Annotated in this window: 8 protein-coding genes; 7 read left to right on the top strand and 1 reads right to left on the bottom strand. The window is 64.2% G+C overall.

All coding sequences use genetic code 11. From position 1 onward, the window contains the following. Nucleotides 1-46 precede the first annotated feature (46 nt). Nucleotides 47-1279: a YncE family protein gene (locus ACMGG9_RS00075; RefSeq protein ID WP_197845399.1), complete on the top strand. Its 1233-nt coding sequence runs from the start codon at nt 47-49 to the stop codon at nt 1277-1279. 220 nt (nt 1280-1499) lie between these two features. On the opposite strand, the gene ACMGG9_RS00080 is transcribed toward ACMGG9_RS00075, so the two are convergent. Next, the gene (locus ACMGG9_RS00080) at nt 1500-3782 is read right to left on the bottom strand and encodes a TonB-dependent siderophore receptor (protein ID WP_060660058.1); all 2283 of its coding nucleotides are present in this window, start codon (nt 3780-3782) and stop codon (nt 1500-1502) included. A 282-nt stretch (nt 3783-4064) separates the two neighbouring features. Between ACMGG9_RS00080 and fes the strand changes: the two genes are divergently transcribed. The 6 genes from fes (at nt 4065) to ACMGG9_RS00110 (ending at nt 14354) form a co-directional block, all read left to right on the top strand. After that, the gene (gene fes / locus ACMGG9_RS00085) at nt 4065-5444 is read left to right on the top strand and encodes an enterochelin esterase (RefSeq protein WP_074446879.1); all 1380 of its coding nucleotides are present in this window, start codon (nt 4065-4067) and stop codon (nt 5442-5444) included. Then, entirely contained in the window at nt 5419-5625 is a 207-nt protein-coding gene (locus ACMGG9_RS00090; RefSeq protein ID WP_033644173.1) for an MbtH family protein, read from the top strand. The genes fes and ACMGG9_RS00090 overlap by 26 nt, the downstream gene beginning before the upstream one ends. A 32-nt stretch (nt 5626-5657) precedes the next feature. Beyond that, the gene (locus ACMGG9_RS00095) at nt 5658-9602 is read left to right on the top strand and encodes an enterobactin synthase subunit F (RefSeq protein ID WP_414161802.1); all 3945 of its coding nucleotides are present in this window, start codon (nt 5658-5660) and stop codon (nt 9600-9602) included. A 176-nt stretch (nt 9603-9778) separates the two neighbouring features. Beyond that, nucleotides 9779-11035, top strand: coding sequence for an enterobactin transporter EntS (entS, locus tag ACMGG9_RS00100; RefSeq protein ID WP_414161803.1), 1257 nt, complete (start codon nt 9779-9781; stop codon nt 11033-11035). Between the two features lie 477 nt (nt 11036-11512). Continuing rightward, on the top strand, nt 11513-12718 hold the full coding sequence (locus ACMGG9_RS00105) for an isochorismate synthase (protein ID WP_047025054.1): 1206 nt from the start codon (nt 11513-11515) through the stop codon (nt 12716-12718). Between the two features lie 7 nt (nt 12719-12725). Continuing rightward, nucleotides 12726-14354, top strand: a complete 1629-nt coding sequence (locus tag ACMGG9_RS00110; RefSeq protein WP_033652617.1) for a (2,3-dihydroxybenzoyl)adenylate synthase — start codon at nt 12726-12728, stop codon at nt 14352-14354.

Raw genomic sequence — 14354 nt, forward strand, 5'->3', positions numbered from 1 at the left:
GTTGTTTCACTCTAACCGAAAGCATGATTTTCAAGGAGATAAAAGGATGTCTGGAACCCTAGCAACCCCGCGCGCGTTACTGTCGCTGCTGGTGGCGGCCTCTCTGGTGGTCGCCGGCGCCGCGCAGGCGGACGATGCCGGCATCAAACCGCAGGACATCAAGCGCCAGGCGCTGTCGTCGGCGGTGGTGGAGATGGCCTACAGCACCTCGCAGCAGGCGCTGTTCGTCAGCGCGCCGGACTGGAAGGAAGAAGCGCGCTCCCGCGTGCTGCGGCTGGATCCCAACACCCTGGCGATCAAGGCGGAGATCCCGCTGAAGGTGAAAGGCTTCGGCGTGGCGCTGAACGATGCGGGAAACCGTTTGTACCTGACGCAGGCCTTCAACGGCGAAGTCGGGGTGGTGGACACCACCACCAACCATGCGCTCGACAGCATCAAGCTGCTGGATAAAGCGGTGCTGGAGCAGGCCTACAAGCAGGCGGGCATCAGCGGCAAGCGCCTGGATTTCCTGCTGGCGGAGCTGAAGAAGTTCAAGATCACTGAGGACTACCTGTACCGCATCCGCGAGATTAAATATGACGCGCAAAGCGGCCGCCTGTTCCTGCCGGGGCTGGGCTTCGGCGTCGACAGCGTGCTGTACGTGGTCGATACCAAGGCCGGCAAGCTGGAGAAAGTGATCCCGGGCTTCGGTTACAACGCGGTGGGCATCACGCTGGATGAGAAGGGCCGCAGGGTGTTCGTCTCCAACATGCAGGGGCAGGTGATCACCCTGAACGCCGACACGTTGGCGATCGCCGCCACGCACGAGGTGCAGGCCGATCAGTTGCTGAACCTGGTGTATGACCCGGCGAGCAACCGCCTGTTGGGCGTCGATCAGGGCATCGACCGCGACGACTACCGCAACCATCATCTGGGGCGCGACTACGTGAAGCGCAGCAGCGGCCACCGGGTGTTCGCGCTGGATGCGGACAGCGGCAAGGTGCTGGCCAGCGAACTGACGGATGAAGTGCCGATCGGTCTGCTGCTCGACGAGCGCAGCCAGCGGCTGTATGTCGCCAACCGCAAGGGCGTGCGCGTGGATCACGGCGCCGGGACGCTGACGGTGTTCGACGCCAAGACCCTCAAGCGCCTGCAAACTGTAGACCTGCCGCCGCACCCTAACAGCCTGGCGTTGGATCCGAAAGGCGATGCGCTGTTCGTAACGGTGAAAAACGACGGCGCTGCCACCAAGGCCGGCACAGCCGAAAGCGTGGTGCGCATTCAGCTACACACCAAATAACTGAATGGAAAGATAAAAAAAGGGCGCCGCGGCGCCCTTTCTCGTGGCTGATAAAGGAGGAAAAAGCGTGGTTTTTCCTCCTTTGTGGTTATCAGCCGAAAATCAATGAATTGATTTTCCTTGTTTTCTATCTGTCGCCTAATGAAAGCCCGGCAACGTCATCCGCTTTGTCATTTACCTCAAGGGGTGCTGAGCACCCCTTTGTCGTTGGTTCATGTCATCAGAAGTGGGTGTTGATGCTCATGTAGTAGGTGCGGCCCGGTTCGTTGTAGGTGGCCGCGCCCGCACCGGCGATGTTGATCGCACCGGTGTTCGGATCGCCGACGTTCTGCGCGTTGCCGGCGCGGAACTGGCGTTTATCGAACAGGTTGTCGATGCCGGCGGTGAGGCTGACGTTTTTGGTCAGATCATAGGTCGCGCTGGCGCCGACGACGGCGTAAGGGCTAACCTCGCGGGTTTCGCCGCCGGTGGCCGGTTTACCCTGGTAGTTGTACTTCTTCGGCTTCTGACGGCCGTACCAGGTCAGGGTGGACTGCATCGACAGATCCTGCGTGGCCTGCCAGCTGAGGGTCGAGTTGACGGTGAACTTCGGGATCACCGACAGGTAATCGCCGGTGGTCTTGTTCTTGTTCTCGATCATGTAGGTGGCGTTGTTGCTCCAGGTGACGGTCTCGCTGACCGGCACGTTCAGCGAGCCTTCCAGCCCTTGCACCACCGCCTTCGGCACGTTTTCCCACTGATAGACCGCCGTGCCGGTGCTGCTGGTGGCGATGCGGGAGTTACCCGCTTCAATCTTGTTGTGGTAATCGTTGCGGAAGTAGGTCACGCCGGCCAGCCAGCCGTCGTTATGGAACTCCAGCCCGATCTCTTTGTTGACGCTGGTTTCCGCCTTCAGATCGTCGTTGCCGAGCAGGTAGCAGCCGTTTCTGGTATCGCTACCGGCGCATCCCTGGCCTTTGCTGTACAGCAGATAGTTGCCGTTGGTCTGGAACAGGGTCGGCGCCTTGTAGGAACGGGCGATGCCCATCTTCAGCGTGAAGTAGTCGCCCAGTTCCTGCGACAGGTTCAGCGCCGGGCTCCAGTTGTTGCCGGATTCCGAATGCAGATCGTAACGCAGCCCCGGCGTCAGCATGGTGGTGTCGGTCAGTTCAATGTTGTCTTCGGCGAACAGCGAGAAAATATGCGCGGAAGCGTAAGGGCTGCGCGTACCGGTCGTCATGCCGGGAATGGTGCCGCCCATCAGCGTTTGGCTGGTGGAGGTGCCGTCCTTCATCCGTTGCTGGCTCCATTCGGTACCCAGCGTAGCGGTTTGCGCGACGCCCAGCTCGAACGGCACGCTGACTTCGCTGTGCGCCAGGAAGTCATCCAGCTTGGTGGTGCCGAAACCGGTGTTCTTGGTATCGAAGATGCCTTCGGTGCCGCCGGCCAAGCCTTCGTTCAGGCGGGTGTTGCGGGTGCGTTCGAACTGCACGTAGTTGTTGGTGCTCACGCCGTTGTCCCAGGCGCCGCGGTGGGTCAGGCCGAAGGTTTCACGGTAGATGCGGTTGGTCTCTTTGCCGTAGTTGCTCTGTACCAGGGCGTTGGTGTTGGTGTTCTGAGTATCGCCGGCGTACAGGTTGCCCTGGCGGCCATAGGCGTATTCGAACTCCAGCGACTGCAGATGGGCGAAATCCCAGTGCAGCAAGGCGTCGATGTTTTTATCGACCACCCCTTCGCGCCCGGCGGGCACGCTGTTGGCGTAGGCGCCGACGCGTTCGGATTTGTGCGATTCGTTAATGTCCCAGGCGTCGGCCTGCGTTTTGCTGTAGCCGCCGAACAGGCGGAAGCTCAGGGAATCGCTCAGCGGGCCGGACAGGCTGAAATCGGTACGCTTGGTGGCGCCTTCCTGCTTGTGCTGCGGCACGTTGAAGTAGCCGTTCAGCGAGCCGTGCAGCGCATCGCCGGCCTTCTTGGTGATGATGTTGACCACGCCGCCCGCGGCGCCGTTGCCATAGCGCGCCGCAGCCGGGCCGCGCAGCACTTCGATGCGTTCGATCATTTCCGGCGGCACCCAGGCGGTATCGCCGCGTGAGTCACGTTCGCCGCGCCAGCCCTGACGCACCGAGTTGCGGCTGGAGGCCGGTTTGCCGTCGATCAGAATCAGGGTGTTTTCCGGGCCCATGCCGCGGATATCGATCTGGCGGTTGTTGCCGCGCTGGCCGCTGGTGGAGTTGCCGGTCAGGTTAACCCCGGGCATGGTGCGGATCAGCTCGCTGATGTCGCGCGCCGGCGGGCGTTTCTTGATCTCGTCGGCGGTGATGGTGGATACCCCCGGCGCCTGCAGGTTCTGCCGGGCGGCGGTCACGACGATGGTGTCTTCGCCGCGCGGCTTTTTATCCGCTGTGCCGCTGTTTTCTTCCGTGGTGGGGGTGTCGGTCTGCTGCGCGGCGTTGGCGAACGCGGACGCGCCCAATCCCAAGCCGATAAGAGTGGCCAAAGAATAACGTGATAGCTTGCTTTTCATTTGAGTGTCCTACCTTGCTGCCCTCCCTCGCCGAATGGGGGAAAGGCGGTTGTAGTTTTTGTGTAGTCGGAATAGAAAATCGGCTGCGGCAAGGGATGCCATTGATGTATCCCCGATCCCTGTCCGTTGCGCGCAATACCAGCACGATCTCCAAGCCTTACACACTATTGCAAATGCAAATTATTATCAATAGTATTTGGCCTACAGTGTGTTCGGGCGGTGGCCGGCGATAGGGAAAAGTCGACGTTCCCGGTGCCGCCAACTACAAAATGGGTAGGCGTTGTGAATACAGAACTAGAGTCAGAAAGCAGCAGATTATTGGCCAGCAGCAATGCGGGCAGTCCAGGGTGGTGGTTGACGGTGGCACGACGCGGTACGCCATGGGTAGAACCGGCGGGTAACGGCCGGTGGCGAACCACCTTTTTCTGGCGCGATCCGCAGGGATGCGAATTGACTTCCGCCTACCGCCGGGTGTGGATCAACATCAACTGCCTGACCGACCACCATCAGCCGAATCCGCCGCAAAGCCTGCTGCGTTTGGCCGGTACCGACGTATGGTACTGGCAGACCGAGCTGAACGGCGCCTGGCGCGGCAGCTACTGCTTTATTCCTTGTTTTGACGAGCGGCCGCCGGCGTTCAGCGACGACGACGCGCACGCCAACATGCACAACCTGCGTCACTGGTGGCACCAGGTGTTCGCCTGCGCCACTCCCGATCTGCTCAACCCCTATCGCTCCTGGCAAAGCGCCAGCGGCCACAGCGTTTCCGGTCTGCACATGCCGGATGCGCCGCCGCAGCCGGTGTGGCGCTCGTTCGATGAGTATGAGATCGCCAGCGGGCGCTGCACGCCGCCGCTGCCGGCGCGTTTGCAGCGCCATACCTGGCAGAGCGAGCGTCTGGGCAACAGCCGCGATGTCTGGATCTACACCACCGGCGACAGCAAGCCGGCCGAACGCCCGCTCGCGATCCTGCTCGACGGCCAGTTCTGGGCGAAGCAAATGCCGGTCTGGGCGCCGTTGATGCAACTGACCCGCGAGGGGGCGTTGCCGGAAGCGGTGTATGTGCTGATCGACATCATCGATCTGCCGCACCGGGCGCGTGAGCTGACCTGCAAGGACGATTTCTGGCTGGCGGTGCAGGAAGAACTGATGCCGCAACTGGCCGAATGGGCGCCGCACAGCGACAATCCGGCTGAGACGGTGGTGGCGGGGCAAAGCTTTGGCGGCCTGGCCTCTCTGTACGCCGGGCTGCGCTGGCCGCAGCGCTTCGGCGCGGTGATCACCCAGTCCGGCTCCTATTGGTGGCCGCGGCGCGACATGCTGCAGCTGCCGAGCATTCCCGACGACGCCTGCTGGCTGATGCAACAGGTCGAACGCCACGGCCTGGGCAACCACGGCGCGCTGAAGGTATTTATGGAAGCCGGTACGCAGGAAAAGCTGGTGCATCAGGTCAGCGGGCAAATGGCGGTGCGCCTGAGCGAAGCCGGCCATCGGGTGCACTACCGGGTGGTGGAAGGCGGGCACGACGCGCTGTGCTGGCGCAGCGGCCTGACCGACGGGCTGCAGGCGGTGTGGGCTTCCGCTTTCGCCACCGCTTATCCGGCATCGGTAACGACAGCGGCACAAGGAACGCAGGATGGAAAGCCTGAATCCGTTCGATGATCAACAGCAGCGCAGCCTGGTGCTGCGCAACGTACAACAACAATACAGTTTGTGGCCGGATTTCCGCGCCATTCCACCCGATTGGACGATCGTATTTGGCCCGGCGGCGCGCACCGAGTGCGCCGAGTGGCTGGAACAGCATTGGCAAGATATTCTGCCGGTCGCAGCACGCAAGGCGTGACCGGCGCCTGGTAATCACGGGAGCAATAAGCAGTGTCACACACCCCTAACTCTCTCAGCGGCCCGGCGCTTGCGGGCGAATGGCCGCTGGTCGCGGCGCAACCCGGCATCTGGGTCGCCGATCAAATCTCCCCGCATCGCAACGCCTACGCGGTGGCGCATGCCATCGAACTCAACGGCCCCGTCGCCGTGGAGCCCCTGCTGCAGGCCATCACCCAGGGCCTCGGCGAGGTGGACATGCTGCGGCTGCGTTTTGCGGAACTCGACGGCGTGCCGGTGCAATGGCTGGATGACTCGCTGGCGGTGCATGCGCCGGAACTTGTCGATCTGACGACGTCGCCGGATCCCGAAGCCGCCGCGCGCGCGCTGATGGATATCGATCTGGCGAGCGATCTGCGCGCCGGCAGCGGCGCACCGCTGTATCGCCATGTGGTGATGCGCCTGGCGGACGATCGCTGGTTCTGGTATCAGCGTTATCACCATCTGCTGGTGGACGGTTTCAGCTTCACCGCCATCGCTCGCCGCGTGGCGGCGATTTATACCCATCTTTGCCGCGGCGACGCGCTGGAGCCGACGCCTTTCACGGCGTTCAGCGACGTGGTGGCGGAATACCAGGCTTACCGGCAGGCGCTGGCCTGGCAACGCGACGCCGATTTCTGGCGCGAAAAAGCGCGGCAGCTGCCGCCGCCGGCCACGATCTGCCCGCAGCCGCTGGCCGGGCAAACGCCCACGCCGCGCATCCACCGGCTGGAACAGCGCTGCGATCCGCAGGCCTTCGCCGAACTGGTGCAGCGTGGCGCGCAGCAGAAGCTGAACGCCGCCGATATGGCGGTGGCGCTGGTGGCGCTGTGGGTGTCGCGCCTGAGCGGCCAACCGAGCTTCAGCGCCGGTTTTATCTTCATGCGCCGTACCGGCTCGGCCGCCCTGTGCGCCGCCGGCCCGGTGATCAACGTGCTGCCGATGGAGATGCATCTCGAGCCGCAGGCCACGCTGTATGAGGCCGCCGCACGCATCAGCCGCGAGCTGAAAACGGTGCGCCGCCATCAGCGCTACGACGCCGAACAGGTGCAGCGCGATCTGGGGCGCATCGGCGACGGCGAACCGCTGTACGGCACGGTCTTCAACTTCAAAATGTTCGATTACCAGCTGGATTTCGCCGGCATCGAGGGCATTACCCACGATCTGGCCTCCGGGCCGGTGCGCGATCTGGAGATTGCGCTGTTTATCGATGAACACCGCCAATTGAAGGTGGAGCTGCTGGCCAATGCCGAACGTTACAGCCGCCAGGAGCTGCAGGCGCACCTGCAACGGTTGCCGCTGCTGCTGGCGCAGTTCGCCGCGCAGGCAACGTTGCCGATCGGCGAGGCCGATATGCTGACCGCCGACGATCGCGCGCTGCTGGCGCGGATCAACGACACGGCGCATGCGGTGCCGGCGACCACGCTGAGCCAATTGCTGGCGCAGCAGGCGCAAGCCACGCCGGACGCGCCGGCGTTGGCGGATGCGCATTTCAGCTTCACCTACCGCGAAACGCGCGAGCAGGTCACGGCGCTGGCGCGCCAGCTGGTGGCGCAGGGCGTGCGGCCGGGCGACATCGTGGCGGTGGCGCTGCCGCGCTCGGTGTTCCTGTCGCTGGCGTTGATGGCGATCGTCGAAGCGGGCGCCGCCTACCTGCCGCTGGACACCGGTTATCCGGACGAGCGGCTGGCGATGATGCTGGAAGACGCCGCGCCCCGCTTGCTCATCACTCACCCGGCGCAGCAGGCGCGTTTCGCCGACAAGGGTGACATGTTGCTGTATGACGCGCCGCTGGCGGCCGATCACGCCGCCGGGGTGGCGATCGCGGGCCCGACGCCGGACCATGCGGCCTATATCATCTTTACCTCCGGCTCCACCGGGCGCCCGAAAGGCGTGCTGGTCGGCCATCAGGCGATCGTCAACCGCCTGCTGTGGATGCAACACCAGTATCCGCTGGGGGCGGACGACGCGGTGCTGCAGAAAACGCCGTGCAGTTTCGATGTCTCGGTGTGGGAATTCTTCTGGCCATTGATGGTCGGCGCCCGGCTGGTGATGGCGCCGCCGGAGGCGCACCGCGATCCGCAGCAGCTGCAACAGCTGATCGCTCAACACCGCATTACCACGATGCACTTCGTACCGTCGATGCTGGCGGCTTTCGTTGCCGCCCTGGACGACGACGCGGCGGTGGCGAGCTGCGCCGCGCTGCGCCAGGTGTTCTGCAGCGGCGAAGCGCTGCCGGCGGAGCTGTGCCGCCTGTGGCAAAGCCGCACGGCGGTGCCGCTGCACAACCTCTACGGCCCGACCGAAGCGGCGGTGGACGTGACCTGGCATCCGGCCTACGGCGAGGCATTGGCGAAGGTGACCGGCGCCAACGTGCCGATTGGCCTGCCGGTGTGGAACACCGGGCTGCGCATTCTGGACGCGCGTCTGCGGCCGGTGCCGCCGGGCGTAGCGGGCGATCTGTATCTGACCGGCGTCCAGTTGGCGCACGGCTACCTTGGCCGGCCGGATCTGACCGCCAGCCGCTTTGTCGCCGATCCGTTCGGTGAGGGGGGGCGCATGTACCGCACCGGCGACGTGGCGCGCTGGCTGCCGGACGGCGCGGTGGAATATTTGGGCCGCAGCGACGATCAGCTGAAGATCCGCGGGCAGCGTATCGAGCTGAGTGAAATCGACCACGCCCTGCTGTCGCTGCCGGGCGTGCGCCAGGCGGTGACGCACGCGCGGGTGCTGCAGGGCACGCCGGTGGACGCCGGCGGCGATGCGCGCCAGCTGGTGGGTTATCTGGTGATGCAGCCTGGCGCGAGCTGGGATGCGGAAGCCCTGCGCGCGGCGCTGGCCGACCGCCTGCCGCCGCACATGGTGCCGGTGGCGTTGGTGGAAATGCGTGATTTGCCGCTGAGCGCCAACGGCAAGCTGGATCGCAAGGCCCTGCCGCAGCCGCAGGGCGGCGAGCGCAAGGCAGGACGGCCGCCGCAGGCCGGGTTGGAAAGCGAGATCGCCGCGGTATTCGCCCGCCTGCTGCAGCGCGAGCAGGTGTTCGCCGACGACGATTTCTTCGCGCTGGGCGGCCATTCGCTGCTGGCGATGCGTCTGGCGGCCGAGCTGCGCCGCGATCTGGGCAAGGCGGTGTCCGTCGGCCAGGTGATGGTGGCGTCGCGCGTCGAGCAACTGGCCGCCTTGCTGGCGGAAGATCGCACGCAGGAAGAGGCCGATCGCAGTGGCTTCGACAGCGTATTGCCGCTGCGCGTCACCGAGGGGCCGACGCTGTTCTGTCTGCATCCGGCGTCCGGTTTCTCCTGGCAGTTCAGCGTATTGCCGCGCTATCTCGATCAGCACTGGTCGCTGGTCGGCATTCAGTCGCCGCGGCCGGACGGCCCGCTGGCGCTGAGCGAAGACATGGACCAGGTGGTGGAGGCGCACCTGCAGACGGTGCTGCAGGTGCAGCCGCACGGGCCGTACCACTTCATCGGCTACTCGCTGGGCGGCACGCTGGCCCAGGGCATCGCCGCCCGGCTGCAGGCGCGCGGCGAGCAGGTGGCGTTCCTCGGCCTGCTGGATACCTATCCGCCGGAGACCCAAAACTGGGACGTAATGCTGGACGACAACGTGTTGAAGGAAGTGCAGCGCGAGCGCGAACAGTTCCTGGCGGTGTCGCAGGATACGCTCGATCCGGCGCTGGGCGAGACGCGCACCATGATGTTCGACAACATCGAAGCCAACTACGCCGATTCGGTGCGGTTGCTGTCGCACACACGAACCGCCCGCTTCCACGGCCAGGCGACGCTGTTCGTCGCCAAACGCACGTTGCAGGTAGGGATGGACGTGCAGCAGACCTGGTCGCAGTACGTCGATGCGCTGCAGGCCCACGAGCTCGACTGCGCGCATGTCGATATCGTTTCGCCGGCGTCGTTCAAAGTGCTGGGGCCGCTGCTGAACCGGATTTTGCGCACGCTGTAATAACGCCCGTCATCTCGCCGCCAGGCACGGGGATTGCCCCGCGTTTGGCGGCGTTTCTTGCGTCCGCTCACAATTGAATATCAATGATTTCTATTATCATTATTGATTTCGTTATCTGTGCTAGCATAGCGCTCCGCAACTGCAGAATCCCCGTTTAAAGATGTGGTGAACAACCGATGAGTAGCAAACCCTCCATCCTGCTTGATTTTAGCCTGCTGAAAACCCACCGGGCCTTTCGCGCGGTATTCTGCGCGCGTTTCATCTCCATTGTGGCGCTGGGGCTGATGGCGATCGCCATCCCGGTGCAGATCCAGGCGCTGACCGGTTCCACCCTGCAGGTCGGGTTGGCGGTGACGCTGGCCGGCGGCGGCATGTTCGCCGGGCTGCTGATGGGCGGCGTATTGGCCGATCGCTATGAGCGGCGCCGGTTGATCCTGTTCGCGCGCTCCACTTGCGGCATCGGGTTCGTCGGCCTGTGCCTCAACGCCCTGTTGCCATCACCTTCGCTGGCGGCCATTTATCTGCTGGCGGTGTGGGACGGTTTCTTCGGCGCAGTGGGGGTGACGGCGCTGCTGGCGGCCACGCCGGCGCTGGTGGGCCGCGAAAACATCGTGCAGGCAGGCGCCATCAGCATGCTGACGGTGCGCTTCGGCTCGATTCTTTCCCCGGCCATCGGCGGCCTGGTGATCGCCCATATGGGCATCGCCTGGAACTACGGCCTGGCGGCGTTCGGCACCCTGTTGACGTTGCTGCCGCTGCTGAGCCTGCCGCAGCTGATGCCGCCGCCGCAGCCGCGGGAACATCCGCTGCGCGCGCTGGCGGGCGGTTTCGCCTTCCTGTTCCAGAACAAGGTGATCGGCATGGTGGCGCTGATCGGCGCGTTGCTGACCATGGCCAGCGCGGTGCGCGTGCTGTACCCGGCGATGGCGGAAAACTGGCGCATCGACGCAGCCCACCTCGGTTATATGTACGCCGCCGTGCCGCTCGGCGCGACTATTGGTGCGTTCACCAGCGGGCGCGTGGCGCACGTGGCGCGCCCCGGTTGGGTGATGCTGCTGACGGCGATCGCGGCTTTCGCCTCTATTGGCCTGTTCGGCCTGATGCCGTGGTACAGCCTGGCGTTGCTGTGCCTGGTGGCGTTTGGCTACCTGAGCGCGCTGAACTCGCTGCTGCAATACGGCCTGATCCAGGGCCTGACGCCGGACAATTTCCTTGGCCGCATCAACGGTCTGTGGACGGCGCAGAACGTGGTGGGCGATGCGCTGGGCGCGTTGCTGCTGGGGGCGATGGGCGCCTTTATGCTGCCGGCGATGAGCGCCAGCGGTTTCGGCTTTGGCGCGGCGCTGCTCGGCATCCTGTTGCTGTTCGCCATGACCGGTTTGCGCCAGGTTACGCTGCACAAACCGGAGCCGCAGCCCGCCACAGAAAAGTAGTCGAACGCGTTAAGACAACGCTGTGGGATCAAATAAAAGGCTGCGTCCCACCCTTGCACGTGAGCGCCGCTGGCGGTCATTTGGGCGCGCAGCAAGGCGCGAGTCGTGAGGTTTGGTGGGCCAAATAAGCGACTCGCAACACCGATGCGCGTCCAAATGGCCCCAGCCCTTCGGGTCGCGCCCCAAAAGCCCGTACTCCGCGTTGTCGGGCTGGAACATAGGCCCGCTATGCCCTGCACCCTCCGCCTTGATTACGGGCTTTTGGGTCTGCGACGGCGCCACGGTCAAGGGTGGGGCGCAGCCTGGCTTATCATCGGCATGCGTAAAACCCACAGCGTTTATGTCATGATTTCGAAATGAAAGAAGTGCTTACGTTTATTGACATAGCAAATATCGGCGAGTAATTTAGCGCGGAATCAACTCAAATGATAATCATTATTATATTGGTTATCACTTCAAATTCTTGAGGGCGAAGCGATGGTTACTGCCGTGAACGACATCAATCGAAAGGAAATGCAGGAGCGCGAAGAACACCGGTTCGCCGCTGATTTTTCTCCGGCGTCGGGCTTCTTCTTTACCTCCCCTTACCGCAGCTTGACCACCACCGGTTGTTTCAGCCGCATTCGCCTGCCGGCCGCGGACGGCGCCGATCTGAACGGCGAGTTCCAGCGCCGCGTGCGGCAGGCGTTTGCCGAGGCCCGTCAGGCCGGCATCAAAAAGCCGCTGCTGTGCGGCGCCATTCCGTTCGATACCCGGCAGCCTTCGGCGCTGTTTGTTCCCCAGCAGAGCCGCTGGTTCGACCGCGCCGCCTTTATGGCCGGCGTTCGGCCTTCGGCGAATGGCCCTGAACTGGCCGGGGTGACGGAGCTGCCGCCGCAGCAGACGTTCATGAACATGGTCAGCGACGCCGTTGCCGCGATGAAGGCCGGTGAGCTGGATAAAGTGGTCTTGTCGCGCCTGCTGGAGATCGAAACGCGCCAGCCGGTGGATCGCCATGCGCTGATGGCGCGCGTGATCGCCCAGAACCCGCACGGTTTCCACTTCCATGTGCCGCTGGAGCAGGGCGCGCTGTTGGGCGCCAGCCCAGAGCTGCTGCTGCGCCAGGACGGCGGCCGTTTCTATTCCAACCCGCTGGCCGGTTCCGCCCGGCGCGAGGCCGATCCGCAGCGCGATCGCGAAGTGGGGGAGCGGCTGATGGCCTCGGCGAAAGATCGCCACGAGCACCGCATCGTCACCGAAAGCATGCGCGACGTGCTGGCCGGCCGCTGCCGCTACCTGAACGTGCCGCAAACCCCTGAATTGCTGACCACCACCACGCTGTGGCATCTCTCCACGCCGATCGACGGCGAGGCGGCGTCTCCGGACGAAAACGCCCTGTCGCTGGCCTGCCTGTTGCACCCGACGCCGGCGCTGTGCGGCATGCCGACGGCCGAGGCGCACGCCCTGATCGGCAAGCTGGAGCCGTTCGATCGCGGCCTGTTCGGCGGCATCGTCGGCTGGTGCGACGATGAAGGCAACGGCGAGTGGGTTGTGACTATCCGCTGTGGCACCGTTGACGGCAACCGAGTGCGGCTGTTCGCCGGCGCCGGCATCGTGGAAGACTCTTCACCCGAATCTGAATGGCATGAAACAGGTACCAAACTCAGCACCATTCTGCGTGCCTTTGGTATGAATCAAGGATAACGACAAGATGAGCATTGCCTTTACCCCCTGGCCGGCGGAGTTCGCCAGCCGCTATCGCGAGCGCGGCTACTGGATTGACAAGCCGCTGACCGAGATCCTCGACCGCCAGGCCAATAACGACGCTCCGGCGATTATCGACGCCCAGGGCAGCCTGACCTACCGCGAGCTGCAGCAGCGCTCCGATCGCCTGGCGGCCGCTTTGCTGCGCCGCGGCGTGAAATCCGGCGACACCGCGCTGGTGCAGCTGGGCAACGTGGCGGAATTTTATATCGTGTTCTTCGCGCTGCTGAAAATTGGCGTGGCGCCGGTCAACGCGCTGTTCAGCCATCAGCGCAGCGAGCTGAACGCCTATGCCGAGCAGATCAAACCGGCGCTGCTGATCGCCGATCGCCGGCACGCGCTGTTTGCCGACGATCAATTCCTGAACGCCTTCCGCGATGCGCATCCTTCGCTGCGTGCCGTGGCGCTGCGCAGCCAGCCCGAGGGCGAGCTGGCGCTGGCCGCCTGGCTGGAAGAAGCCAGCGACGGTTTTGTCGCGCAGCCTTCCGCGGCCGATCGGGTGGCGTTCTTCCAGCTTTCCGGCGGCAGCACCGGCACGCCGAAGCTGATCCCGCGCACCCACAACGATTACTACTACAGCATTCGCCGCAGCGTGGAGATCTGCCGTTTCGACGCGCAGACCCGCTATCTGTGCGCGCTGCCGGTAGCGCACAACTACCCGATGAGTTCGCCGGGCGTGCTGGGCGTGTTTTATGGCGCTGGGCTGGTGGTGTTCGCCGCCGATCCGGACGCCGCGCAGTGCTTCCGCCTGATCGAACAGCATCAAATCAACGTGACGGCGCTGGTGCCGCCGGCGGTCACGCTATGGCTGCAGGCGATCGAAGAGTGGGGCGGCAATGCCCAGCTCGCCAGCCTGAAACTGCTGCAGGTGGGCGGCGCCAAGCTGGGCGAAACGCTGGCGGCGCGCATTCAGAATGAAATCGGCTGCCAATTGCAGCAGGTGTTTGGCATGGCGGAAGGGCTGGTGAACTACACCCGGCTGGACGACGACGAACGCCACATCCTGACGACGCAAGGGCGGCCGATGTCGCCGGACGACGAAGTGTGGGTGGCGGATGACGACGGCAATCCGTTGCCGGCGGGTGAGATCGGACGGTTGATGACGCGCGGGCCTTACACCTTCCGCGGTTACTACCAGAGCCCGGCGCACAACGCCGACGCCTTCGACGCCGACGGTTTCTACTGCTCCGGCGATCTGATCAGCATTAGCGAAGACGGTTACATCACCGTGCAGGGGCGGCAGAAAGACCAGATCAACCGAGGCGGAGAGAAGATCGCCGCCGAGGAGATCGAGAACCTGCTGCTGCGTCATTCGGACGTGATCAACGCCGCGCTGGTGTCGATGCCGGACGCGCTGATGGGGGAGAAGAGTTGCGCCTATATCATCGCCAACGCGCCGCTGAAGCCGGTGGTGCTGCGTCGCCACCTGCGCGAACAGGGCGTGGCGGACTTCAAACTGCCGGATCGCTTTATTCAGGTGGACAGCCTGCCGCTGACCCCGGTCGGCAAAGTGGACAAAAAACGGCTGCGCGAGCAGCTCGACGCGCAACTACAGACTCAGGCTCAGGGAGATTAA

It is taken from the genome of Serratia sp. BNK-10, from assembly GCF_047456065.1.
GTDB lineage: Bacteria > Pseudomonadota > Gammaproteobacteria > Enterobacterales > Enterobacteriaceae > Serratia > Serratia ureilytica.

What these genes read in the sequence shown, in the direction of transcription:
- ACMGG9_RS00090 (WP_033644173.1), top strand. Translation starts at nt 5,419, where the DNA reads ATGGAAAGCCTGAATCCGTTCGATGATCAACAGCAGCGCAGCCTGGTG.
- ACMGG9_RS00080 (WP_060660058.1), bottom strand. Translation starts at nt 3,782, where the DNA reads ATGAAAAGCAAGCTATCACGTTATTCTTTGGCCACTCTTATCGGCTTG.
- ACMGG9_RS00110 (WP_033652617.1), top strand. Translation starts at nt 12,726, where the DNA reads ATGAGCATTGCCTTTACCCCCTGGCCGGCGGAGTTCGCCAGCCGCTAT.
- ACMGG9_RS00075 (WP_197845399.1), top strand. Translation starts at nt 47, where the DNA reads ATGTCTGGAACCCTAGCAACCCCGCGCGCGTTACTGTCGCTGCTGGTG.
- ACMGG9_RS00105 (WP_047025054.1), top strand. Translation starts at nt 11,513, where the DNA reads ATGGTTACTGCCGTGAACGACATCAATCGAAAGGAAATGCAGGAGCGC.
- entS (WP_414161803.1), top strand. Translation starts at nt 9,779, where the DNA reads ATGAGTAGCAAACCCTCCATCCTGCTTGATTTTAGCCTGCTGAAAACC.